This is a genomic window from Caulobacter sp. GW821-FHT10E02, from assembly GCF_059415225.1.
Window position 1 is genome coordinate 372,423 of record NZ_JBWKMV010000002.1, and the last position, 22,858, is coordinate 395,280.

Below are 22,858 nucleotides of genomic sequence, written 5' to 3' on the forward strand. Positions count from 1 at the left end.
TCGCTGAACGCTCCGGCGGGTACGCGGTGAACTGGGAAACAGTCCCCAAGGTGCCAGATCAGCTTTAAGCCATCGTTTAGAGCGCGGTGGATTGTCGCGGCGCCACGCGGATTCTTTAGAGCCAGCCCTTCCGCCGGAACCACAGCAGCGGCGCGGCCGCGGCCAGGATCATGATGCCGATGGCCATGGGGTAGCCCTCCAGCCATTGCAGTTCGGGCATGTGGACGAAGTTCATGCCGTAGATGCCGGCCACCAGGGTCGGGGGCAGGAACATCACCGAGAACACCGAGAACACCTTGAAGATCGAGTTCTGCTCGATGTTGATCAGGCCCAGGGCCGCGTCGAGCAGGAAGGTGATGTTGCTGGCCACGTAGCTGGAGTGGTCGGTGATCGACTGGACGTCGCGCTGCAGCGATTTCAGGTGATCGCGCAGTTCCTTGGAGCCGTCGAACTGGTCGGCCAGGGCCGCGAAGCTGAGCAGGCGGGCCAGGCTGACCAGGCTGTCGCGGGCCTTGGAATTGACGTTCTGGGCCCGGCCCAGGCGGTTGAGGATGCTCTCGAACGCCGTGCCGCGCGGGCGGCTGAAGATGGCGCGCGACTGGATCTCGACCTCGGCGGCGGTGCGCTCGAGGATGTCGGCGGTGCGGTCGACGATCGCGTCCAGCAAACCGAGGAACGTCTGCAGGCCGTTGGGGCACAGGCTGGGCTGGCGCTCGGCCTGGGCGGCGAACACCGAGAAGGCCTTGGGCTCGACATAGCGGATGGTGATCAGCCGCGCCCCGGCCAGGACGAAGGTGACGGGGGCGGCGGTCGGCAGGTCGCCGTCGGCGTTGACCAGCACCGTGGCGGTCATGAACGTGCCGCCGTCCTCTTGGTAGAGGCGCGAGGAGGCCTCGATCTCGGCCATCTCTTCCCGCGTGGGCAGCAGCAGGCCGATCGACTGCTCGACGGCGACTTCCTCGGCGCGGGTGGGTTCGACCAGCTCGATCCAGACGGCGTCGGCGGGAACCCGCCAATCGGGCGACAGACCGCCGGCCTCGAAGCCCGGAGCGCCATGACGGAGAATTCTAAGCATTGAGCCGCCCTTGCTGCGGGTCGGGTGTGCCCCGACCCGCGTTCAAGGTCAACGCGCTCCCAATTAGCGGGGGGCGTTCTGCTTGTTGCTCGTGTCGCTCGACGAACCACCACCAGCGGCGGCCTCGATCAGAGCGGCGATACGATCGGTCGAGTCGGCGGCCTGGCCGATGATGTCCAGCGGCGAGGAACGAACCGAATTGGCGACCTGGTTGGCGGCCTGTTTGGCGGCCGAGACCACGGCGTTCTGGGCCATGGCGATCTTGCTGGTCGCGACGGCGATCTTGGTCGCCTGGGCGTCCTGGTAGATGAAGCCGTTGGTCGGATAGACGCTGGTGCCGAGGTCGCGGATCGGATCGTACCAGACCTTGACCTGCGTCCAGTCGCCGTTGGGCGAGACGTCGACGACGGTGACGTCCTTTTCGATCTGGCCGCGATCGCCTTCGATGATCGACCAGTTGGCATGGGTGACCTGGATGACCCGGTCCGTGAGCACCTGGCTCACGAAGGCCACATGGCCGAGATTCATGCGGGCGGTGGGCTTGAAGGAGAGGACGGAGCCGATCTTCGGCACCGAACCGGTGTCATACTTGCCAGCGGCCTGGCCCCACCACGTACGGGCGTCGCCAAAGATCTGGATACCCGACATCAGACGGGCGAACGGTACGCATTGCCAATAGCCGTCAGCGCTGGCCGTCACCGGCGCAAAGCTGATCATGGCGGCGGCAAGCAGGGAACCCAGAAGGGCCCTGGTCCGTTTCGTCATGCTGTGGGTACTCCCCCGCGTCACTGGGCAAGGGATAACCTTCCCAGATAGACGTGAAAAGAGTGTTTATGCCGCACCCGCGAGCGCCAAACGGCGCTGTTTCCAGTGAGCGGCCCAAGTCTTCATGCGCTCCCGGCACGGACTTTCGATGATGTGGTAGGAGATCGCCGACAGCGGGATCAGCGCGGCGACAATCCCGACCCAGATCAGCACCGGCAGCTTGTCGCCCTCGATATTGAACAGCTTGGTCGCGCCATTGATGGCCAGGATCTTCCACGGGATGCAGATCATATAGGTTGAGTAGCTGATCTCGCCGAGATAGACGAAGACTGCCTGTCCAGCAAACTCGAAACCGGTCTTGGCGAGGCTCGCGAGCATGAAAATAAGCCCCCCGAGAAGCATCACAATAACCAGATCGGGTGCGGAAAACTGGATCGCGGCAAGCGTGGCCATGCCCAATAAAGCGGCGCCGTAGCCGCTGAGTCGGCTGGGGAATCGGTCCGAGCGCCACAAGGCGTGCAGGGCGCAGCCGAAGGCGAAGCACGGCACGATCCGCAAGGCGCCCCACTGGATGGTCGCCTCGGTCAGCGGAAAACCGGCCAGGGCCCGGAAGACGGGATAGATCACGGCGATGAACGCCAGGGCGCCCAGCACCGCGATCAGCGGCCGATCGCGCAGCCTCCACGCCGCGAAGGCGAAGGCCGGGAAGGTCAGATAGGCGAACCACTCGGCCGAGATCGACCACGAGGCGTGGTTCCAGCCCGACACGGGTGCGAAGCCCCAGGCGTGGATCAGCAGCAGATTGGCCGGCAGGGCTTTCCAGGCCAGGATGTTGGCGTCGACGGAGATGCCGACGAGGCCCGCGATGATCGCCATGGCCCCGACGCCGGCCAGGGTGGCCAGGTGCAGCGGATAGACCCGCGCCAGCCGGTTCCACAGGAAGTCGCCATAGCGGAACCGCGCTTCCCCGAAGCCGCGCAGATAGACGTGGCAGAGGATGAAGCCCGACAGGACGAAGAACGCCTCGACCCCCAGATAGCCCTTTTCCGCGATCGCCGGCGTGAAGCCGACGTCCAGCTTGGGCCAATAGTGGAACATCACCACCCAGAAGGCGGCGAAGAACCGCAGCGCGGTCAGGGGCTTGATGTGGGCGGCGTCCTGCATCGACGGCGTTCCTTAAGGGCCCGACCCTTCCGCCCCCACGGTGGAAAGATCAGCGTTACCCGCCTATCTCGCTGTGTTACATGTATGCGTACGCGAAACGACGGCTTGGCCGATAACCTTAGAGAGGACCGATGAACGAACTCCTTAGCCTCGTCGCCGACCCGGCCGCCTGGGCCGCGCTGGTGACCCTGGTGGTCATGGAAGTGGTCCTCGGCATCGACAACCTGGTCTTCATCTCGATCCTGTCGAACAAGCTGCCGCCCGAGCACCGCACCAAGGTCAGGCGCATCGGCATCTCGCTGGCGCTGATCATGCGTCTGGTGCTGCTGTCGACCATCGCCTTCATCGTCGGCCTGACCGCTCCGGTGTTCGATCTGGGTATCGCAGGCCCGGTCGGTTCGCACGGCGAGCCCGGCTTCGAGACCGCCTTCTCGTGGCGCGACCTGATCCTGATCGCCGGCGGCGTCTTCCTGATCTGGAAGGCGACCAAGGAGATCCACCACAGCGTCGATCCCGGAAAGAGCGACGACGTGCTGGAGAAGGACAAGGCCACCGTCGTAATCTCCAATGTCGGCGCGGCGATCTTCCAGATCATCCTGCTGGACCTGGTGTTCTCGATCGACTCGATCCTGACCGCCGTGGGCATGACCGACCACCTGCCGATCATGGTGGCCGCCGTGATCATCGCCGTGGCCGCCATGATGCTGGCCGCCGACCCGCTGGCCAACTTCATCAACGACAACCCGACCGTCGTGATGCTGGCCCTGGGCTTCCTGCTGATGATCGGCACCGTGCTGATCGCCGAGGGCTTCGGCGCCCACGTGCCGAAGGGCTACATCTACACGGCCATGGCCTTCTCGGCCGGGGTCGAGGGCCTGAACATGCTGTCGCGCAAGCGCGGGGCGAAGAAGGGGCACTAGCCCCTACATCCGCGTCCAGGAGCGTGATAGGTCGGCGGCCCGGCTTATCACGCTTCCCAGGGCCCCGATGACCTCGCAGACCTTCACAGACGCCGAGCGCCGCCTGACCCTGACGGCGCTGATGATCGTCTTCCTGCTCAGCGCCCTGGACCAGACGATCGTCTCGACGGCCATGCCGCGGATCATCTCCGAGCTGAACGGCCTCAATCTCTATTCGTGGGTGACGACGTCCTACCTGCTGACCTCGACGGTGATGGTGCCGATCTGGGGCAAGCTGGGCGACATCTTCGGGCGCAAGCCCGTGCTGATCACCGGCATCTCGATCTTCCTGGCCGGCTCTTGGCTGTCGGGTCTCGCGGGCGAGTTCGGCACGGTGCTGGGCATGCCGGGCATGGTCCAACTGATCGTGTTCCGCGCCTTGCAGGGCATCGGCGGCGGCGCGCTGTTCACCACCGCCTTCGCCATCATCGCCGACCTCTATCCGCCGCGCGAGCGGGGCAAGTTCGCCGGCATCTTCGGCTCGGTGTTCGGCCTGGCCAGCGTGCTGGGTCCGATCATCGGCGGCTATTTCACCGACCACGGCACCGTGCAGATCGGGACCCAGACGATCGCCGGCTGGCGCTGGGTGTTCTACATCAACTTGCCGCTGTCCCTGCTTTCGCTGTTCATGGTCATCGTCAAGATGCCGCCGCTGGAGCACCGCCGGGCCGGCAAGATCGACTTCCTGGGCGCGGCCCTGCTGATCGCCGCCTTCGTGCCGCTGCTGCTGGCGCTGAGCCTGGGCGGCCATAACTTCGCCTGGCGCTCGCCGCAGAGCCTGGGCCTGTTCGCCCTGGCCGCCGTGTCGCTGGCCGCCTTCGTGGTGGCCGAGACAAAGGTCAGCAACCCGATCCTTCCCATGCACCTGTTCCAGAACAAGGTGTTCACCACCGCCAACCTGGCCGGCTTCCTGATCTCCATGGCCTTCATGGGCGTGGTGATGTTCCTGCCGCTGTTCCTGCAGCTGGGCCGGGGCGTGCCCGCCACGGTCAGCGGCATGACCATGCTGCCGCTGATGGCCGGCCTGATCATCAGCAGCACGGTCGCCGGCCAGCTGGTCTCCAAGACCGGCAAGTACAAGCCCTACATGCTGGGCGGCGCGACCATCCTGCTGGTGGCGGTGTTCCTGCTGCACGACCTGTCGAAGATCCACAGCCTGCCGCTGCTGTGCGCCCTGCTGGCCTTCGTGGGTCTTGGCCTTGGCCCCGGCCAGAGCCTGTTCAACATCGCCACCCAGAACGCCGTTGACCCGCGCGACATCGGCGTGGCCACCAGCTCCAACCAGTTCTTCCGCCAGATCGGCTCGACCGTCGGCGCGGCGCTGGCTGGGACGATGCTGACCGCGCGTCTGGCCAGCCTGCCCGGCGGCGGCCTGGATCTCGGCAAGCTGGAAGGCATGGCCGTCCAGGCCGCCGCCAAGGGCCAGGCGGCCCACGCCGACCCGGTGCTGCAAGGCGCGCTGATCAACGCCGTCAGCGGCGTGATGGTCGCCGCGCTGTTCGTGATCCTGGCCGGCCTGGTGACGATCCTCTTCATCCCCGCCCTGCCCCTGCGCTCGCACCAGCCGGCGGCGGGCGCCCCGGTGCTGGTCAAGGACGAGCCGACGAACTGACGGCTACAGGAAGCTGTAGGGATCGACGTCGATCACCACCCGCACCGAGTTCGGGACCTTGGCCCGCGCCCGCCAGGCGGCCATGAAGCCTTGCAGGTCGACGGTGCGCTCGGCGCGGACCAGGAAGCGCTTGCGGCGGCGGCCGCGCACCAAAGCGAGCGGCGCGTCGGCGGGGCCGAACACCTCGACGCCCTCGGCATTGGGGATCACGGCGGCCAGGGCCTCGACATAGGCGTCGAGCGCCGCCGCGTCTGGCCCGGAAGCGATCACCGCTGCCAAGCGTCCGTACGGCGGCAAGCCGGCGTCCTGGCGCATCGACATCTCGGCCTCGACGAAGGCGTCGCGGTCCTGGGCCTTCAGGGCCTGCATCACCGCATGATCGGGGGAGTAGGTCTGCAGCAGCGCCCGGCCCGGCTTCTCGTGACGCCCGGCGCGGCCGGCGGCCTGGGCCAAGAGCTGGAACGTCCGCTCCCCGGCCCGCAGGTCGCCGCCGCGTAGGGACAGGTCGGCGTCGACCACGCCCACCAGGGTCAGGTTCGGGAAGTTGTGGCCCTTGGCCGCCGCCTGGGTGGCGACCAGGATGTCGATCTCGCCCGCCGCCATGGTCGCCACCAGGGTCTTGGCGGCCTCGGCGTCCATCACCGTGTCGGACGAGAACACCGCGATCCGCGCGTCGGGGAAGATGTGCCGCGCCTCCTCCTCGACCCGCTCCACGCCGGGGCCGATCGAGACCAGCGAGTCCTTGGCCCCGCAGTGCGGGCAGGCCTCGGGCTTCTTCATCGAGAAGCCGGTCAGGTGGCAGACCAGACGCCCGGTGTAGCGGTGCTCGACCAGCCAGCTGTCGGTGTCGGGCGACTTCATCTTCTCGCCGCAGGCCTTGCACAGCACCAGCGGCGCATAGCCCCGCCGGTTCAGGAACAGCATGGCCTGCTCGCCGCGCTGCAACGTCACGGCCATGGCCTTGATCAGCGGCGGCGACAGCCAGCGGCCCGGCTCCGGCGGCGTCAGGCGCATGTCGACCAGATCGATGTCGGGCAGCTGCGCCGCGCCATGGCGAGCCGACAGCCGCAGCCAGCGGTAACGGCCAGCCTGGGCGTTGAACAGGCTCTCCAGCGATGGGGTCGCCGAGGCCAGCAGCACGGACGCCCCCTCGATCTTGGCGCGGGCCACGGCCAGGTCGCGAGCCTGGTAGATGAAGCCCTCTTCCTGCTTGAACGAGCTGTCGTGCTCCTCGTCGACCACGATCAGGCGCAGCTTCTTGAACGGCAGGAACAGCGCCGAGCGGGCGCCGACCACGATGCGGGCATTGCCGCTGGCCACCGCCTCCCAGACCTGCCGGCGGCGCGGCGGCGAGACGCCGGAGTGCCACTCGGCCGGCAGGGCGCCGAAGCGCTGCTCGAAGCGGGCCAGCACGGCCTGGGTCAGGGCGATCTCGGGCAGCAGCACCAGGATCTGGGCCTCGGGGTCCTCCAGCGCCGCCGCGACGGCCTCCAGATAGACCTCGGTCTTGCCCGAGCCAGTGACGCCGTCCAGCAGCGCGGCCTGGAAGCCGCCGGCGTCCAGCATGTCCTTGAGTACATCGACGCAGGCGGCCTGGCCGGGGTTCAGGGTGCGGGGCGGCAGGGATAGGTCCGGCTGCGGCAGGCCGCGCTCGGGCTCCACATAGTCGGCGACCAGCACGCCCTCGTCGACGAGGCCCTTCACGACCCCGGCCGAGACGCCAGCGGCGGAGGCCAGGGCCGTGCTCGACAGCTTCACGCCCTCGGCGGCGGCCAGCACCTTCAGGCGCGCCGGCGTCATCCGAGCCGGCTGGGTCCCGCTCAGCACCAGCACCTTGTCGGGCTTGGGCGGCGGATGGCGCAGGCCGCGCAGGGCCATGGCCAGCGGCCAGCCCGGCAGGTCGACCGAATAGCGCGCCGCCCACTCGACGAAGGCCAGCACGCCCGGCGGCAGCGGCGGGTCGTCGACCCGACCCTGGATCACCTTCAGCGGCCGATTGCCGCCGGTCCCGTCGCGCAGGGCGACGACCACGCCGCGAATCACACGGGGACCCAGAGGCACCGCCACATGGTCGCCAATGCTCAGATCGAGTCCGTCCGGCTCGGCGTAGTCGAAGGCCTCCGGCAACGGCATCGGCAGCAGAACGGAAGCGATACGGGACATGACGGCATGCTTTTGCCGCCAAACGCTCCCCAGGTCGAGAGCGGCGTCGCGGTCGTCATCAAGCGGACATTAACCGTCTTGCCCGCTTCATCCGCATGGAGTGCTTTTTACCGTGGGGACGACGATGAGCGACGCGACGAACGCCAGCAGGAAACCGGTCGACGCCGACAGCGTCCGCGACTTCCTGCGCGTCCAGCCGGAATTCCTGCGCCAGGACGAAGACCTGCTGGGCGAACTGGGCCTGCGGGTCGATGCCGCCAATGTCGTCGACTTCGGGCCCCGGGCGCTCGCCCGCGCCGCCGCCGCCCACAAGCGCGAGGCCAGCGTCCGCCAGGCGATCGAAGCCAACGCCCGCGCCAACTATTCGGCCCAGGCCCAGACCCACGCCGCGGTCATCGACCTGCTGGACGCCCGCAATCACTCGGACCTCGCGCGCCGCGTCGACGAGATGACCCAGCTGCGCTTTGGCCTGGCCACCGGGACCATCGCCCTGGAAGGCCCGCACCGCGTGCCGGCCGGCTGGCACGTGCTGGCCGAGGGTCAGGTTGACATGATCCTGGGCGAGGCGCCGATCGCCCGCATGGGCTTCTTCGCCCCGGCCCTGCCGCTGTTCGGCGACAAGGCCGAGACCATCCGCAGCATGGCCCTGGTCCGCATGGCCATCTGGGAGCCGCGCCGCGAAGCCCTGGTGGCCTTCGGCTCGACCGATCCGGAAGGCTTCTTGGCCGACATGGGCACCGAGCTCGTGAACTTCCTGGCCCGCGTGGTCGAGCGCACGGCCGAACGCTGGCCCGTCCTGTGAGCGCCCGCCAGGCATATACGGCCTGGCTGGACTACCTGACGCTGGAGCGCCGGGCCTCGCCGCGCACGGTGCGGGCCTATGGCGACAACGTCCTGGCCTATCTGAACTTCCTGGAGCGGCATCGCGGCGAGAGCGTGAGCCTCTCCGCGATGGGCGAGATCTCGGCCGCCGACCTGCGCGGCTATCTCGCCTTCCGCCGTCAGGGTGACGACGCCCTGGCCCCGCGCTCGATCAGCCAGGCCCTGTCCTCGATCCGCGCCTTCCACCGCTATCTCGACCAGCGCCACGGCGTGGCCAACGCCGCCGTCGAGCTGGTGCGCGGCCCGCGCCTGAAGGTCGGCCTGCCGCGCCCCGTCTCCGAGGACCAGGCCCGCGACCTGATCACCGAAGCCTCGGGCGACACCGAGCGCGATCCCTGGGAGACCGCCCGCGACGAGGCGGTGCTGACCCTTCTGTGGGGCTGCGGTCTCCGCATCAGCGAGGCTCTGTCCCTGACCTTCGGCGCCGCGCCGCTGGGGCAGGCCATCCGCATCACCGGCAAGGGCGGCAAGACCCGGATCGTGCCGGTGCTGGACGCCGTGCGCGAGGCGGTCGATGTCTATCTCAACGAACTGCCGTTCGTGCTGACCGCCGACGAGCCGCTGTTCCGCGCCAAGCGCGGCGGCCCCCTGTCGCCCCGCCACGTCCAGGGCCTGGTCCAGACCCTGCGCGGCCGCCTGGGTCTCTCCGACCGCGTGACCCCCCACGCCTTCCGCCACGCCTTCGCCACCCACCTGCTGGGCGCGGGCGCGGACCTGCGGGCGATCCAGGACCTGCTGGGGCATGCGTCGCTGTCGACGACCCAGCGGTACACGCAGGTGGATGCGGCGGGGCTGCTGGCGGCGTATGCGGCGGCGCACCCGAAGGGGTGAGGCGGGGGCCTAGCGCCCCCACCGTCACGATGCGTATCCGCATCGCGCCACCTCCCCCGTTTCACGGGTGAGGATAAGACACTCCCTCCTGCCCCGCTTGCGGGGGAGGTGGATCGACGCCGATAGGCGGCGAGACGGAGGGGGCGTCCCTACAAATCCCGCACCTCCAGCTCCGCCAGCAGCTTCGCCAGCCGGTCCGCCTCGGTCTGCACCGCGGCCTTCACGAACGGCGACGGCAGGTCATCCCGCGCCGTCGGCGGCGAGCCGTGCACCTTCACCAGGTTGGTCGTCTCGTTCGGGTCCCGCTTCAGGTCGTACATCTCCCACTCCTGGGCCTCCTGGCCGGACGGGTCGAAGTAGCGGTTCAGCTTGTAGTCCTGGGTCCGGACCGAGCGGACGTGGTTGGGCTGGCGCACTGAGCCGGTCGCCAGGGTCGGCACCGTGGTCCGCACCTCGTCGACCAGCAGCTTGTAGACCTCGAACTCCTTGTCGCACTTCTCGTTGGCCGGATCGCCGTTCGAGGCCGAGGGGGCGGTGATCTCGTCGTCGGTGATGAACAGCACGCCCTGGCGCTCGCGGCCGTCGGGCTCGATCACCTGGTCGGTCTCGCCGCGCAGCAGGCGGGCCAGATCGACGCCCGGCAGGGGCGGCGTCGGCCGGGTGGCCGCCAGGGTCTTGCCGATCGTCTCGCGCTGCTCGTTGCCCACCCCGGCCAGGCCCAGGATGGTCGGCAGGATGTCGATGTGGCTGGTCAGGGCGTCCAGCTGGCGCGGCGTGTCGGCGATCGGCCCGTCGCCCTGGCCCGGCTCGGTCCTCTGGACCTGGATCGAGGGCGGGAACTTGACGACCACGGGCACGTGCAGCGCCTCCTGATAGGCCGTGTGCCACTTCTCGATCATCATGCCGTGGGCGCCGGCATATTCGCCGTGGTCGGTCAGGAAGACGACGATGGTGTTGTCGGCCAGGCCCGTCTCTTCCAGCGTCTTGAGCACCGCGTCGACATGGGCGTCGACCACCGCGTGCAGCCAGCCGTAGAGCTGGACGAATTGCGCGGTGTATTCCTTGGGCTTGTCGCTGAGCTGGAACGGGATGGTGCTCTTCAGCGCCACCTTCACCGCGTCGCGGGCCGCGCGCTCATGGTCGACGGGGACGTTCGGGAACTTCGTCTGGCCGCGCAGCACGGCGTTGAAGCCGGTCTTGGCGTTGAGGGCCAGGGCCACCTTGTAGCTGTAGTCGTGCTGGCAGACGGGCTTGTCGGCCAGGGACTCGTCCCAGGTCGGCGGGACCTTGGCGCAGTCCTGCGGGAAGTCCTGCGGATTGAGCGGCAGCAGGGCCGTCCCCGCCGTCGGGGCGGTGGCCTTCTGGCCGGTCAGCGGCACGGTCAGCGGCCCCGTCACCGGCTGCGGGCCGGAATCGTCCGGCAGCGGCAGGGCCTGGGAGACCACGGCCGGATAGGTGGCGATGTCGTGCGGATTGGCGAACGAGGCCACGGCGAACCACGGCCGAGCGTCCTCGGGGTTCGGCCCCGAGGCGTAGGGGTTCTTGGCCTGCTCGAGCGCCTGGGCCCGGTTGTAGTCCAGCCCCAGCGCCTTCCTACGGAGGAAGGCGCAGGCCGAGTCCGTGAAGCCGGCGTCGCGATAGAGGCCCAGATTGTTGGTCGCCGCCCCGTGGGGCTCGGGATACGACTCCTCCCAGTTGTCGAAGCCGTAGCGGTCCAGCGAGTGCTCGGGCGGATTGCTGACGTGCCACTTGCCGAAATAGTGGGTCGAATAGCCCGCCTCGCGCATCCAGGTCCCCAGGGTCGGGATGCCGTCGGCCGCCAGCCAGGGGAAGTTGTAGGAGTCGCCGTTCTTGAACAGGCCGTCGGTCTGGGTGACGCCGGTCTTGGTCCCGTACTGGCCGGTATAGATCACCGCCCGGCTGGGCGTGCAGGCGCTGGAGGCGATGGTGTGGTTGCGCAGCAGCACCGCGTTCTGACGCAGGGCCAAGAGGCCGGGAAAGTACTTGGCGTAGTCGTTCTTCTCGGTCTCGCGCTGGAAGCCCAGGATCCGCTTCAGCGGTTCGGCCAGCCCGGCGTCGGCGCCGTACGAGAAGCGGGGAAAGCGGTACTGATCGCAGGTGATCAGCAGGATGTTGTATCGACCGGCCGCGTCGCTCATGGCTTCCTACCCCGATGTGATCCGTTGGCGCCTCGCGGGCGCGGCCCCCACGATACCCTGAAAAGTTGAAGATTCCAGGACTGCCATTTATCAGGGCATTTCAGCGTCAGATCGGCTGCGTCAGACTGTCGCTATCGTTGAGCCAAGCCTGAGCATTAACCGCGATTTTACGGGGTTCGGGTCTTCTAGCGGCGAAACGTGTGTTCTAGCCGGGCCTGTACCCGTCGCCCGCGCCGCATGAGGCTGTGATGAAGTTCGACGACCTGAAGATTTCCACCAAGGTTATGGCCCCGGCCATCGTCCTGGCCTTTGTCGCCCTGGCCTGCGTCGGCGCCGGCGTCTGGCAGGTCAAGAAGGTCGAGAAGGCCGCCCAGGTCCTCGTCAGCCAGCGCGCGCCCACCGAACTGAACGCCGCTCGCTTCAACCGTCAGGTCGCCACCGTCGGCTACGCCGCCTACCGCACCGTCGCCAACGACGGGACGTCGGAAGCCGCCAAGTCCGGCTCGGAAGACATCGAGAAGGCCTTCGCCGGCGGCAACGCCTTCCTGGACAAGGCCGCCCAGGCCGACCCGGCCGCGGTCAAGGACCTGAACGCCTTCCGCGCCCGCTTCAAGGCCGTCCATGACAACGCCCGCGCCGGCGCCGACATGGGCCTGCAGAACGCCAACGAAGCCGCCGTCATGATGATGGGCGGCATCGACACCGACATCGCCAAGCTGACCAAGGACGTCGCCGACTGGATCGACCATCACAGCGTCGAGACCCAAGGCATGGTCGACAAGGCCAAGAAGGACGCCGCGGCCGGCGCGATCGTCCTGCTGCTGTTCGGCCTGCTCTCGGCCGGCGCGGCCATGCTGTACGCCATGTGGGTCGGCTCGGCCAAGATCGCCAAGCCGCTGACCAACCTGTCCAAGACCATGGAAGTCCTGGCCCAGGGCAGCGTCGACGTCGACGTCAAGGGCGCCGAGCGCAAGGACGAGGTCGGCGCCATGGCCCGCTCGGTCCAGGTGTTCAAGGACAACGCCCTGGCCCTGCGCACCGCCGAAGCCGCCCAGCTGCGCGCCAGCGCCGAGACGGAAGCCGAGCGTCGCCGCAATCAGGAAATCGCCGAGGCCTCGGCCAAGGAACAGGCCTTCGTCATGGAAGCCATCGCAGGCGGCCTGGCCCGCCTGTCGGACGGCGACCTGACCTACCGCCTCGATCAGCAGTTCCCGGAAGCCTACAAGCGCCTGCAAAGCGACTTCAACGGCGCCATCACCCAGCTGGAAGAGGTCGTGGGCTCCATCGTCCATGCCGCCAACAGCATCGGCTCGGGCTCGGACGAGATCGCCTCGGCGGCCGACGACCTGTCGCGCCGCAGCGAGCAGCAGGCCGCCAGCCTGGAAGAAACCGCCGCCGCCCTGGACGAGATCACCGCCACGGTGAAGCGCTCGTCGGCCGGCGCGCAGGAAGCCTCCAAGGTGGTCGGTTCGACCCGTGGCGACGCCGAGCGCTCCAGCGTCGTCGTGCGCAACGCCGTCGAGGCCATGAACCAGATCGAGAAGTCGTCGCAGTCGATCAGCCAGATCATCGGCGTCATCGACGAGATCGCCTTCCAGACCAACCTGCTGGCCCTGAACGCCGGTGTCGAAGCGGCGCGCGCTGGTGAAGCCGGTCGCGGCTTCGCGGTCGTCGCCCAGGAAGTTCGCGCCCTGGCTCAACGCTCGGCCGACGCCGCCAAGGAGATCAAGACCCTGATCTCGACCTCGTCGCAGCAGGTCAACCAAGGCGTCTCGATGGTCGGCCAGACCGGCGAGGCCCTGCAGTCGATCGTCGGCAAGGTCAGTGAGATCGACGCCCTGGTCAGCGAGATCGCGGCCTCGGGCCAGGAGCAGGCCACCGGCCTCAACCAGGTCAACGCCGCCGTCAACCAGATGGACCAGACCGTCCAGCAGAACGCCGCCATGGTCGAGCAGTCGACCGCCGCCTCGCACGCCCTGAAAGGCGAGGCCGGCAACCTGATGCAGATGATCGGCCGCTTCCGCGTCAATGGCGCGGTGGCCCAGACCAAGGCCGTCGGCCGCTCGACGCACCGCCAAGCCGCTCCGGCCCCGGCGGCGCCCCGCGCCGCCGCGCCGGCTCCGAGCCGGGGTCCGTCCCTGGCCGCCGCGACCAGCCGTCCGGGCGTCAACCCGGTCGCCGCCGCCCAGGCCAAGCTGGCCAAGGCCGTCGGCGCCAGCGACGACTGGGAAGAATTCTGAGACCCGCCCTAGCCCCCCAAGGATTGGCGGACAGAGGTTCAGTAAGCGTAGCGTAAGCGCCCGCCCCCCCTCGGGCGTTCCTCCCCTCTAGGACGCGTACAGCCCCGCCGGTCCGCCGGCGGGGCTTTTTCTTGGGGTGTGACGGGCCCATCTCAGCGGGATGCAGCCCAGCCTGTTCGATCCCGCCCCGCCGCCCGACCTGCCGGCGGGTTTCCGCTATCGCCCCGACCTGATCACGCCGGACGAAGAGCGCGCTCTCGTCGCCGCGTTCGAGGCCCTGGCGTTCAAGCCGTTCGAGTTCAGGGGCTATACCGGCCATCGCCAGGTCGCATCGTTCGGCTGGCGCTACGACTTCAGCCGCCGCAGCCTGGATCCCACCACGCCGATCCCGGAGTTCCTGCTGCCGCTGCGGGCCAAGGTCGCCGCCTTCACCGGCCATGCGCCGGAGGCCTTCGAGCAGGCGCTGGTGTCGCTGTACGAGCCCGGCGCGGCGATCGGCTGGCATCGCGATCGGCCCGAGTTCAGGGATGTGGCCGGCGTCTCGTTCCTGACGCCCTGCCGCTTCCGCCTGCGCCGTCCGGTCGAGGATGGCTGGGAGCGCAAGACCTTCGAGGCCGCGCCGCGCTCGGCCTATCTACTGTCGGGTCCCTCGCGCACCGACTGGGAGCACAGCATCCCGCCGCTGGAGGCGCGGCGTTATTCGGTGACGTTCAGGACGCGGGCCTAGGGCGCCGGAGTCCGCTGGACGATCGGCGTGCTGACGGGGCAGCCGTCGACCGTGCGCGCAACGGCCCACTCGCCATGCGCCCGTGGCATCTCACCCAGCTTCTTGGCCTTCCCGGAAGATCGACGCGCCAGCGCCTCGACCGAGCCCGGCGTTTCGGATGGCGCGCCTTGGGCATTCTGCACGCCGAACCGGTTGCACTGGACGAGCCGCAAGGTTCTCGCCTGCCAAGCCGCGAGCTGCTTGGCGCCCCGCGTTTCCTTGGCGATCGGCGGAGGCGGCAACTGGACCGGCGCCGCGGCGGGGATTTCGACCAACGGCGCGGCCTGCAGCAGGGCGGCAAGGGTCAATGCGGACAAAAGCATGGCGGGGCTCCTGAGGAACCCCGCCACTCTACGTCCGATTGACGAACGCGGGTATCAACTATCGTTAAGGCGGGTTACGCCGGCCTTAGGCCTGCCCAGTTACGCCTGCATGGTCCAGCCTTCGACGCCCATCGCCGCCTGGCGGAAGGCTTCCGAACGCGTGGGGTGCGGGTGGCAGGTGCGGGCCACGTCTTCCGAGGCGCCGCCGAATTCCATGGCCACGCAGATCTCGGCGATCATGTCGCCGACGTTCGGACCCACGGCGTGGGCGCCCAGGATGCGGTCGGTCTTGGCGTCGGCCAGCACCTTCACGAAGCCGTCGGTCTCGTGGTTGATCTTGGCGCGGCTGTTGGCCAGGAACGGGAACTTGCCGACCTTGTAGGCAACGCCCGCGGCCTTCAGTTCGTCCTCGGTCTTACCGACCGTGGCGACTTCCGGCTTGGTGTAGATCACGCCCGGAATGATGTCGTAGTTCATGTGGCCGGCCTTGCCCGCGATCAGCTCGATGCAGGCCACGGCCTCGTCTTCGGCCTTGTGGGCCAGCATCGGACCCGAGGTCACGTCGCCGATCACCCAGATGCCGTCGACGCCGGTCTTGTAGTGGTCGTTGGCGATCATGCCGCGCTTGTCGGGCGTGATGCCGACCGTTTCCAGGCCCAGGCCTTGAGTGAACGGACGGCGGCCGATGGCGACCAGCACGTAGTCGGCCTCGATCGTCGCAGCTTCGCCGCCGGCGACCGGCTCGTGGGTCAGCTTCACGCCCTTGGCCGAGGCCACGGCGCCGGTGACCTTGGCGCCCAGCGAGAACTTGAAGCCCTGCTTGGTCAGGATCTTCTGGAAGGCGGTGGCGACCTCGGTGTCGGTGCCGGGGATGATGCGGTCCAGATATTCAACGACGGTGACTTCCGCGCCCAGGCGCTTCCACACCGAGCCCAGCTCCAGGCCGATGACGCCGGCGCCGACGACGATCAGCGACTTCGGCACTTCCGGCAGCGACAGGGCGCCGGTCGAGTCGACGATGCGGTTGTTGTCGATCGTCACGCCCGGCAGCGGGGTCGGCTCGGAGCCGGTGGCGATGACGATGTTCTTGGTCTCGAGCACGGTTTCCGAACCGTCCTCGGCCTTCACGACCACCTTGCCGGGTCCGTCGATGCGGCCCCAGCCCTTCACGTAGTCGACCTTGTTCTTCTTCATCAGGAACTCGACGCCCTTGGTCAGGGCTTCGACGCTCTCGGCCTTCTGGGCCATCATCTGCACGAGGTTCAGCTTCGGCTTGACCTCGATGCCCAGCTTGGCGAACTCGCCGCCGCTGGCGGCTTCGTACATTTCCGAGGCGTGCAACAGGGCCTTCGACGGCATGCAGCCGACGTTCAGGCAGGTGCCGCCCAGCTTGCCACGGCCTTCGACGATCGCGGTCTTCAGACCCAGTTGACCGGCGCGCGTGGCCGCGTTGTAGCCACCGGGACCACCACCGATGATGACGACGTCGTACTGAGCCATGGGTCTTTCGCCTTCAGGACGCGCCGATAGCGGCGCCGGACAAAATATAAGGCCTCGCCGGCCATATTGTCAGACCTCTGGAGGCGGGTGTTCCTTAGAGGTAAGCGGCCCAAAACGGAACCCGCTTTCGACGCGCGCGGCCTTGAAAATCAAGGAGAATGGCCGGTTCGTGCAAACGGGCCGCGACGCCCTGCCGCAGGCTTTGCCACAAGCTTGACATCAGACTGCCTGGAGAGCGTCACGGCTTGGTGGCGTCTTAGCAGCATGACCCTGCGCGCCCGCCTCCTCGCCGCCTTCGCCGCCGTTGCTCTGAGCGCCGGATTGGCAATGCCCGCCGCCGCTGCCGACCAGATCCCGGTGGCCAGCAGCAAGGCCGGCGACACCCTGGCGGTGTTCTATTCCGGCGACGGCGGCTGGGCGGCCCTGGACCAGGGCGTGACCCAGTACCTGGCGGACAACGGCGTGCCGACGGTGGGTTTCAACTCGCTGAGCTATTTCACGACCAAGCGCTCGCCGGCCGGCGCCGCCGCCGACCTGGCCCAGGCCCTGCGCGAGTACGAGCGCCTGTGGGGCCGCACGAAGGTGACTCTGATCGGCTATTCGTTCGGGGCCGACGCCCTGCCCGCGATCATCCCGCAGCTGCCGGCCGACCTGCGTAGCCACATCGGCCGCCTGGTGCTGATCGGCACGGGCGCGAACGGCGACCTGCAGTTCCATCCGACCAGCTGGCTGAACATCGCCACGCCGGACTCCTATCCTGTCCGGCCGGCGATCGCGGCTTTGGCGGGGATGAAGATCACCTGCGTCTACGGCGACCGGGAAAAGGCCGACATCTGCGCCAGCCTGCCCGACGCCCAGGTCGACAAGGTCCGCCTGGCCGGCGACCACCACTTCAACCGCGACTATGCCGCCCTCGGCGCGGCGGTGCTGAAGGCCAGCCGCTAGGGCCAGGCCCCGAGTTTTGAGACCATGACCACCCGCGTTCCCTTCGCCGCCGCCCTCTTCGCCCTCGCCCTGACGCTCGCCGCGCCCGTGTCGGCCAAGACGGTGGTCGTGACCCCGAGCGACCGGGCCAGCGACAGCCTGGCGGTGTTCTATTCCGGCGACGGCGGCTGGGGTCCCCTGGACCAGAAGGTGGCCAAGCGCCTGGCCGCCGACGGCGTGCCGACCGTCGGCATCAATTCGCTGGCCTATTTCAGCGCCAAGCGCTCGCCGCAGGCCGTGGCCGACGACCTCGCCGCCGACCTGCGCGACTACGGCCGCCAGTGGGGCCGTTCGAAGGTGGTGCTAATCGGCTACTCGTTCGGCGCGGCCGCCCTGCCGGCCATCATCCCGCGCCTTCCGGAAGACCTGCGCGCCGAGATCGGCCACGTGGTGCTGATCGGGACCGTCCCGCACGGCGACCTACGGTTCCACCCGGCCAGCTGGCTGAACCGGGCCAGCCACGATTCCTTCCCCGTCGTCCCGGCCATCGCCGCGCTGAACGGTCCGAAGATCACCTGCGTCTACGGCGACAAGGAACGGCACGACGTCTGCCCCGACCTGCCCTCCACGGAGGTCGCCAAGGTCCGCCTCCCCGGCGGCCACCACTTCAACGGCGACTACGCGGCGCTGGGGGAAGCGGTGCTGCGGGCCAGCCGCTAGAGCGGCGCCGGCAGTCCGTATTTCGCCGCCAGCCAGCGGGTGATCGGGCGGGCGTCGCTGAGGAAGCTCAGGCCGTTGGCCGACTGGATCTCGCCGTGTGGGCCGGCGTCCGCGGAGACTTCGGCCAGGATCAGGGTCGGGGCGTTCTGGTGCTCTTCGCCGAGGCGCTCGACCAGGGCCGGGCGCGGGCGGGGGTAGTCGACGCGGACGATGTCGAGCACGTCGCGCAACCGCGGGAAGGCGGCGAGGTAGCCTTCCATCATCGCGCAGTCGGGGCAGAAGCGCTGCTGGCCTTCTTTGTCGAAGCCCATCGCCAGCAGGTAGAGGGTGTCCTTGGCCATCACCGGCTCCAGAAGCGAAGAAGCCCGCCGGTGAGGGCGGGCTTCTCGTTGGTTCTTAGAAGGGTCTCTTAGAGGTCCAGCAGCAGGCGCTGCGGGTCTTCCAGGGCTTCCTTGACCTTGACCAGGAAGGTCACGGCGCCGGCGCCGTCGACGACGCGGTGGTCGTAGGACAGGGCCAGGTACATCATCGGGCGGATCTCGATCTTGCCGTTGACGACCATGGCGCGTTCCTTGATCGCGTGCATGCCCAGGATGCCCGACTGCGGCGCGTTCAGGATCGGGGTCGACATCAGCGAGCCGTAGATGCCGCCGTTGGTGATCGTGAAGGTGCCGCCCTGCATGTCCTCGATGGACAGCTGGCCGTCGCGGGCCTTCTTGCCCAGAGCGCCGATAGCCTTTTCGATCTCGGCCAGGTTCAGCGTGTCGGCGTCACGGACGACCGGAACCACCAGGCCCTTGTCGGTGCCGACGGCGACGCCGACGTCGTAATGGTTCTTGTAGACGATGTCGGTGCCGTCGATCTCGGCGTTGACGTCCGGGATCGCCTTCAGCGCGGCCACGACGGCCTTGGTGAAGAACGACATGAAGCCCAGCTTCACGCCGTGGCGCTTCTCGAACACGTCCTTGTACTGGGCGCGCAGGGCCATGACCGCCGTCATGTCGACCTCGTTGAAGGTCGTCAGCATGGCGGCCGTGTTCTGGGCTTCCTTCAGGCGACGGGCGATCGTCTGACGCAGGCGCGTCATCTTCACGCGCTCTTCGCGCTCGTGGATCGGACGCGGCGCGGCCGGCGCGGCGGCCGGAGCCGGGGCGGCCGAGCGGGCTTCCAGGGCGGCGAGAGCGTCGCCCTTGGTCACGCGACCGTCCTTGCCGGTGCCCGCGACCTTCGACAGGTCGAGGTTGTTCTCGGCGGCGATGCGGGCCGGAGCCGGGCTGACCGGCGCGGCGGTCGGAGCAGCGGCGGCGACCGGGGCCGGCGCGGGCGCCGGGGCGGCGGCGGGAGCCGGAGCCGGCTTCGGCGCTTCAGCGGCCTTCGGCGCGGCCGGAGCAGCGGTCGCGGCGCCGCCTTCGGTCACCACGCCCAGGATCGTGCCCGGAACCACGGTCGCGCCTTCTTCGGCGCCGATGGCCGACAGCACGCCGTCAGCGGGCGAGGCCACTTCCAGCGAAACCTTGTCGGTTTCCAGCTCGACGAGGATCTCGTCCTTCTTCACGGCCTCCCCGACCTTCTTGGTCCAACGGGCGACCGTCGCTTCGGTGACGGATTCGCCGAGGGCGGGGGTGTTGATGTCGGCCATGGGGCTTTCCAGGTCTCTCTTGTTTGGTCCGGCGGATGTCTAGAACGAGGGCGCGACGCTTACGCGAAGGCCTCGTTGAGGAAGGTCTCGAGCTCTTTCAGGTGGCGGCTCATCAGGCCCGCGGCGGTGGACGCCGAGGCCGGACGACCCACATAGCGGGCGCGCTTGGCCTTGATGTCCAGCTTGTCGAGCGTCAGCTCGAGCCACGGATCGACGAAGGTCCAGCCGCCCATGTTCTTCGGCTCTTCCTGGCACCAGACCAGGTCGGCGTTCTTGAACCGTCCGAGCACGTTCATCAGCGACTTCATCGGCCACGGATAGAACTGCTCCAGACGCAGCAGATAGACGTCGTCGCGGCCGTTCTTGGCGCGAGCGTCGACCAGGTCGAAGTAGACCTTGCCCGAGCAGATGATGACGCGCTTGATCTGATCGTCGCTCTTCAGCGTGATGCCGCCCACGTCGCAACCGGCCTCGGCGCCGTCCACCATCACGCGGTGGAAGGTCGAGCCTTCGGCGAAGTCGGCGATGTTCGAGACGGCGCGCTTGTGGCGCAGCAGGCTCTTGGGGGCCATCACGATCAGTGGCTTGCGGAACTCGCGGTTCATCTGGCGACGCAGGGCGTGGAAGTAGTTCGCCGGCGTCGTGCAGTTGACGACCTGCATGTTGTCTTCCGCGCACGACTGCAGGAAGCGCTCGAGGCGCGCCGAGCTGTGCTCGGGGCCCTGGCCTTCGTAGCCGTGCGGCAGCAACATCACCAGGCCGCTCATCCGCAGCCACTTGCGCTCGCCCGAGCTGATGAACTGGTCGATCACCACCTGGGCGCCGTTCACGAAGTCGCCGAACTGGCCTTCCCACAGGGTCAGGGTGTTCGGGTCGGCCAGCGAGAAGCCGTATTCGAAGCCCAGCACCGCCTCTTCCGACAGGGCCGAGTCGATCACTTCATAGTGGGCCTGGCCGGGGCGGATGTTGTTCAGCGGCGTGTAGTGCTCTTCGGTCGTCTGGTCGATGACGTCCGAGTGGCGCTGGGTGAAGGTGCCGCGCACCGAGTCCTGGCCCGACAGGCGGACCGGGAAGCCCTCGTCGAGCAGGGTCGCGAAGGCCAGGTGCTCGCCCAGGCCCCAGTCGATGCCCTCGCCCTTCTCGATCGCGTCGCGGCGGTTGTCGATCGCGCGCTTGACGGTCTTGTGGGCGTTGATGCGGTCCGGAACCGTGGTGATCTGACGGCCGATTTCCAGCAGGCGGGTCTTGGGGAAAGCGGTCTTGCCGCGACGCTCTTCGTCGCCCGGCAGGGCCAGGCCCTTCCACTTGCCGTCCAGCCAGTCGGCCTTGTTGGCCTTGTAGCTCTTGCCGGCGTCGAACTCGACGTCGAGGAACTTCTCGAACTCGCCGACCCAGGCGTCGGACTCTTCCTGGGTGATCACGCCCTCGCCGATCAGGCGGTTGGCGTAGAGCTCGCGGGTCGGCGGGTGACCCTTGATCTTGGCGTACATGATCGGCGACGTCATGGTCGGATCATCGCCTTCGTTGTGACCGAAGCGGCGATAGCAGACCATGTCGATGACCACGTCCTTGCCGAACTTCTGGCGGTACTCGGTCGAGACCTTGGCCGCGAAGACGACGGCTTCCGGATCGTCGCCGTTCACGTGGAAGATCGGGGCTTCGACCATCAGCGCCATGTCGCTGGGGTACGGCGAGCTGCGCGAGTAGCGCGGGCTGGTCGTGAAGCCGATCTGGTTGTTGACGATGAAGTGGATGGTGCCGCCCGTGCGGTAGCCCTTCAGGCCCGACAGGGTGAAGCACTCGGCCACCACGCCCTGGCCGGCGAAGGCGGCGTCGCCGTGCAGCAGCAGCGGCAGCACGTGGCCACGGCCGGCGTCCGGCTGTTCGCGCAGGGTGAAGGCCTGCTTGGCGCGGGCCTTGCCGATCACGACCGGGTTGACGATTTCCAGGTGCGACGGGTTGGCCGTCAGCGACAGGTGGACCTTGTTGTCGTCGAACTCACGGTCCGACGAGGCGCCCATGTGGTACTTCACGTCGCCCGAGCCCTCGACGTCCGAGGGGACCGACGAGCCGCCTTGGAACTCGTGGAAGATCACGTGGTAGGGCTTGCCCATCACGGCGGCCAGCACGTTCAGGCGGCCACGGTGCGGCATGCCCAGGACGATGTCCTTCACGCCCAGCGCGCCGCCGCGCTTGATGATCTGCTCCATGGCCGGGACCATGGATTCACCGCCGTCCAGGCCGAAGCGCTTGGTGCCGGGGAAGCGCTTGTGCAGGAACTTCTCGAAGCCTTCGGTCTCGATCAGCTTCTTCAGGATGGCGACCTTGCCCTCCTTGGAGAAGGTGATTTCCTTGTCGCGGCCCTCGATGCGCTCCTGCAGCCAGGCCTTCTCGTTCGGGTCCGAGATGTGCATGTACTGCACGCCGACATTGCCGGCGTAGGTGCGGCGCAGGATCGACAGGATCTCGCGGATCGTCGAGGTCTCCATGCCCAGCACGAAGTCCAGGAAGATCGGGCGGTCGTAGTCGGCTTCCGAGAAGCCGTAGGTGGCCGGATCCAGTTCCGGAGCGGCCTTCGGCGGCTCCAGGCCCAGCGGGTCGAGATTGGCGGCCAGGTGACCGCGCATCCGGTAGGCCCGGATCATCATGATGGCGCGCAGGCTGTCCAGCGTGGCGGCGCGGACGGCTTCGGCCGAAGCGCCGGGGGCCTTGCCCTCGACGGCCTTGCTGATCTTGGCTTCGACGGCGGGGGCGACGCTGGCCCACTGGCCATCCAGGGCCGACAGCCAGTCGGGGCGAACCGACGGCACCTTCTTCGGCGTCCAGGCCGGGTCCTGCGCGGCGCGCTTAACCTGGTCGGCCTGCTCGGCGAGGCTGGCGAAGAAGGCGTTCCACGAGGGTTCGACCGATCCAGGGTTCTCCGCCCACTGGGCGTAGAGGTCTTCCACGAACGCCGCGTTGGCGCCGTAGAGGAAGCTGGTCTCGGTCAAGACCTGGTTGATGATGCCTGCGTCGTCCGCCATCGTTCTGTGCCTTCGGATCCGGTGCTCTACGGGAGCGCTACCGCACTGCCCGTAAATATAGTCTCTCAATCACCCGAGCGCCCGCCGCTTGGCGGGGCCCAGGTGATTTTTTC

General features: G+C 68.1%; 18 protein-coding genes and 1 pseudogene. 9 read left to right on the top strand and 10 right to left on the bottom strand.

Annotated features, from left to right (window positions below):
- Positions 1-115: 115 nt before the first annotated feature.
- The 3 genes from AC07NI_RS11535 to AC07NI_RS11545 all read right to left on the bottom strand — a co-directional run bounded on the left by AC07NI_RS11535 (position 116) and on the right by AC07NI_RS11545 (position 3,004).
- A complete protein-coding gene (locus AC07NI_RS11535; RefSeq protein ID WP_494618942.1) occupies positions 116-1,075 on the bottom strand; it encodes a magnesium transporter CorA family protein in 960 nt (319 codons plus the stop codon).
- A 63-nt stretch (positions 1,076-1,138) separates the two neighbouring features.
- A complete protein-coding gene (locus AC07NI_RS11540; RefSeq protein ID WP_494618943.1) occupies positions 1,139-1,840 on the bottom strand; it encodes a CHAP domain-containing protein in 702 nt (233 codons plus the stop codon).
- A gap of 66 nt (positions 1,841-1,906) precedes the next feature.
- Complete coding sequence (locus AC07NI_RS11545; protein WP_494618944.1) at positions 1,907-3,004, bottom strand: acyltransferase family protein; 1,098 nt, start codon at positions 3,002-3,004, stop codon at positions 1,907-1,909.
- 131 nt (positions 3,005-3,135) lie between these two features.
- Here AC07NI_RS11545 and AC07NI_RS11550 point away from each other — a divergent pair, with 131 nt between their 5' ends.
- Positions 3,136-3,924, top strand: coding sequence for a TerC family protein (locus tag AC07NI_RS11550; RefSeq protein WP_494618945.1), 789 nt, complete (start codon positions 3,136-3,138; stop codon positions 3,922-3,924).
- Positions 3,925-3,991: 67 nt separating this feature from the next.
- Entirely contained in the window at positions 3,992-5,575 is a 1,584-nt protein-coding gene (locus tag AC07NI_RS11555; protein ID WP_494618946.1) for an MDR family MFS transporter, read from the top strand.
- Positions 5,576-5,578: 3 nt separating this feature from the next.
- On the opposite strand, the gene AC07NI_RS11560 is transcribed toward AC07NI_RS11555, so the two are convergent.
- Positions 5,579-7,738 carry a primosomal protein N' gene (locus AC07NI_RS11560; protein WP_494618947.1) on the bottom strand — a complete coding sequence of 720 codons (2,160 nt, stop codon included), beginning with the start codon at positions 7,736-7,738 and terminating at the stop codon, positions 5,579-5,581.
- 124 nt (positions 7,739-7,862) lie between these two features.
- On the opposite strand from AC07NI_RS11560, the gene AC07NI_RS11565 reads away from it, so the two are divergent.
- From AC07NI_RS11565 to AC07NI_RS11575, 3 genes and pseudogenes are all read left to right on the top strand, one after another.
- Complete coding sequence (locus tag AC07NI_RS11565) at positions 7,863-8,540, top strand: DUF484 family protein (RefSeq protein ID WP_494618948.1); 678 nt, start codon at positions 7,863-7,865, stop codon at positions 8,538-8,540.
- Positions 8,537-9,451, top strand: coding sequence for a tyrosine recombinase XerC (locus AC07NI_RS11570; RefSeq protein ID WP_494618949.1), 915 nt, complete (start codon positions 8,537-8,539; stop codon positions 9,449-9,451). Before AC07NI_RS11565 ends, AC07NI_RS11570 begins: the two co-directional genes overlap by 4 nt.
- 13 nt (positions 9,452-9,464) lie before the next feature.
- Positions 9,465-9,577 (top strand): annotated as a pseudogene (locus tag AC07NI_RS11575) (hypothetical protein); the annotation flags it as partial.
- Positions 9,578-9,600: 23 nt separating this feature from the next.
- Here the strand turns inward: AC07NI_RS11575 and AC07NI_RS11580 are convergent.
- Positions 9,601-11,610 (bottom strand): sulfatase-like hydrolase/transferase, encoded by a 2,010-nt coding sequence (locus tag AC07NI_RS11580; RefSeq protein ID WP_494618950.1) that lies wholly within the window; start codon positions 11,608-11,610, stop codon positions 9,601-9,603.
- Positions 11,611-11,858: 248 nt separating this feature from the next.
- Here AC07NI_RS11580 and AC07NI_RS11585 point away from each other — a divergent pair, with 248 nt between their 5' ends.
- Both AC07NI_RS11585 and AC07NI_RS11590 read left to right on the top strand, forming a co-directional pair.
- Positions 11,859-13,850: a methyl-accepting chemotaxis protein gene (locus AC07NI_RS11585; RefSeq protein WP_494618951.1), complete on the top strand. Its 1,992-nt coding sequence runs from the start codon at positions 11,859-11,861 to the stop codon at positions 13,848-13,850.
- A gap of 160 nt (positions 13,851-14,010) precedes the next feature.
- Complete coding sequence (locus AC07NI_RS11590) at positions 14,011-14,577, top strand: alpha-ketoglutarate-dependent dioxygenase AlkB (protein ID WP_494618952.1); 567 nt, start codon at positions 14,011-14,013, stop codon at positions 14,575-14,577.
- On the opposite strand, the gene AC07NI_RS11595 is transcribed toward AC07NI_RS11590, so the two are convergent.
- Together AC07NI_RS11595 and lpdA are read right to left on the bottom strand one after the other, a co-directional pair.
- Positions 14,574-14,939 (bottom strand): hypothetical protein, encoded by a 366-nt coding sequence (locus tag AC07NI_RS11595; RefSeq protein WP_494618953.1) that lies wholly within the window; start codon positions 14,937-14,939, stop codon positions 14,574-14,576. The two genes, AC07NI_RS11590 and AC07NI_RS11595, sit on opposite strands and share 4 nt — an antisense overlap.
- 99 nt (positions 14,940-15,038) lie before the next feature.
- The gene (gene lpdA, locus AC07NI_RS11600; RefSeq protein WP_494618954.1) at positions 15,039-16,439 is read right to left on the bottom strand and encodes a dihydrolipoyl dehydrogenase; all 1,401 of its coding nucleotides are present in this window, start codon (positions 16,437-16,439) and stop codon (positions 15,039-15,041) included.
- A gap of 327 nt (positions 16,440-16,766) precedes the next feature.
- Between lpdA and AC07NI_RS11605 the strand changes: the two genes are divergently transcribed.
- Both AC07NI_RS11605 and AC07NI_RS11610 read left to right on the top strand, forming a co-directional pair.
- Positions 16,767-17,384: an AcvB/VirJ family lysyl-phosphatidylglycerol hydrolase gene (locus tag AC07NI_RS11605; RefSeq protein ID WP_494618955.1), complete on the top strand. Its 618-nt coding sequence runs from the start codon at positions 16,767-16,769 to the stop codon at positions 17,382-17,384.
- Between the two features lie 24 nt (positions 17,385-17,408).
- Entirely contained in the window at positions 17,409-18,083 is a 675-nt protein-coding gene (locus AC07NI_RS11610) for an AcvB/VirJ family lysyl-phosphatidylglycerol hydrolase (RefSeq protein ID WP_494618956.1), read from the top strand.
- Here the strand turns inward: AC07NI_RS11610 and AC07NI_RS11615 are convergent.
- The 3 genes from AC07NI_RS11615 to AC07NI_RS11625 form a co-directional block, all read right to left on the bottom strand.
- The gene (locus AC07NI_RS11615; protein WP_494618957.1) at positions 18,080-18,424 is read right to left on the bottom strand and encodes a DUF3088 family protein; all 345 of its coding nucleotides are present in this window, start codon (positions 18,422-18,424) and stop codon (positions 18,080-18,082) included. The two genes, AC07NI_RS11610 and AC07NI_RS11615, sit on opposite strands and share 4 nt — an antisense overlap.
- Positions 18,425-18,492: 68 nt before the next feature.
- Positions 18,493-19,722 (bottom strand): 2-oxoglutarate dehydrogenase complex dihydrolipoyllysine-residue succinyltransferase, encoded by a 1,230-nt coding sequence (gene odhB, locus AC07NI_RS11620; protein WP_494618958.1) that lies wholly within the window; start codon positions 19,720-19,722, stop codon positions 18,493-18,495.
- Positions 19,723-19,781: 59 nt separating this feature from the next.
- Positions 19,782-22,745, bottom strand: a complete 2,964-nt coding sequence (locus AC07NI_RS11625) for a 2-oxoglutarate dehydrogenase E1 component (protein WP_494618959.1) — start codon at positions 22,743-22,745, stop codon at positions 19,782-19,784.
- Positions 22,746-22,858 lie beyond the last annotated feature (113 nt).

Bases quoted from the DNA above. Each gene is read 5' to 3' on its own strand.
- AC07NI_RS11535 (WP_494618942.1), bottom strand. From the start codon at position 1,075: ATGCTTAGAATTCTCCGTCATGGCGCTCCGGGCTTCGAGGCCGGCGGT.
- AC07NI_RS11540 (WP_494618943.1), bottom strand. From the start codon at position 1,840: ATGACGAAACGGACCAGGGCCCTTCTGGGTTCCCTGCTTGCCGCCGCC.
- AC07NI_RS11545 (WP_494618944.1), bottom strand. From the start codon at position 3,004: ATGCAGGACGCCGCCCACATCAAGCCCCTGACCGCGCTGCGGTTCTTC.
- AC07NI_RS11550 (WP_494618945.1), top strand. From the start codon at position 3,136: ATGAACGAACTCCTTAGCCTCGTCGCCGACCCGGCCGCCTGGGCCGCG.
- AC07NI_RS11555 (WP_494618946.1), top strand. From the start codon at position 3,992: ATGACCTCGCAGACCTTCACAGACGCCGAGCGCCGCCTGACCCTGACG.
- AC07NI_RS11560 (WP_494618947.1), bottom strand. From the start codon at position 7,738: ATGTCCCGTATCGCTTCCGTTCTGCTGCCGATGCCGTTGCCGGAGGCC.
- AC07NI_RS11565 (WP_494618948.1), top strand. From the start codon at position 7,863: ATGAGCGACGCGACGAACGCCAGCAGGAAACCGGTCGACGCCGACAGC.
- AC07NI_RS11580 (WP_494618950.1), bottom strand. From the start codon at position 11,610: ATGAGCGACGCGGCCGGTCGATACAACATCCTGCTGATCACCTGCGAT.
- AC07NI_RS11585 (WP_494618951.1), top strand. From the start codon at position 11,859: ATGAAGTTCGACGACCTGAAGATTTCCACCAAGGTTATGGCCCCGGCC.
- AC07NI_RS11590 (WP_494618952.1), top strand. From the start codon at position 14,011: ATGCAGCCCAGCCTGTTCGATCCCGCCCCGCCGCCCGACCTGCCGGCG.
- AC07NI_RS11595 (WP_494618953.1), bottom strand. From the start codon at position 14,939: ATGCTTTTGTCCGCATTGACCCTTGCCGCCCTGCTGCAGGCCGCGCCG.
- lpdA (WP_494618954.1), bottom strand. From the start codon at position 16,439: ATGGCTCAGTACGACGTCGTCATCATCGGTGGTGGTCCCGGTGGCTAC.
- AC07NI_RS11605 (WP_494618955.1), top strand. From the start codon at position 16,767: ATGCCCGCCGCCGCTGCCGACCAGATCCCGGTGGCCAGCAGCAAGGCC.
- AC07NI_RS11610 (WP_494618956.1), top strand. From the start codon at position 17,409: ATGACCACCCGCGTTCCCTTCGCCGCCGCCCTCTTCGCCCTCGCCCTG.
- AC07NI_RS11615 (WP_494618957.1), bottom strand. From the start codon at position 18,424: ATGGCCAAGGACACCCTCTACCTGCTGGCGATGGGCTTCGACAAAGAA.
- odhB (WP_494618958.1), bottom strand. From the start codon at position 19,722: ATGGCCGACATCAACACCCCCGCCCTCGGCGAATCCGTCACCGAAGCG.
- AC07NI_RS11625 (WP_494618959.1), bottom strand. From the start codon at position 22,745: ATGGCGGACGACGCAGGCATCATCAACCAGGTCTTGACCGAGACCAGC.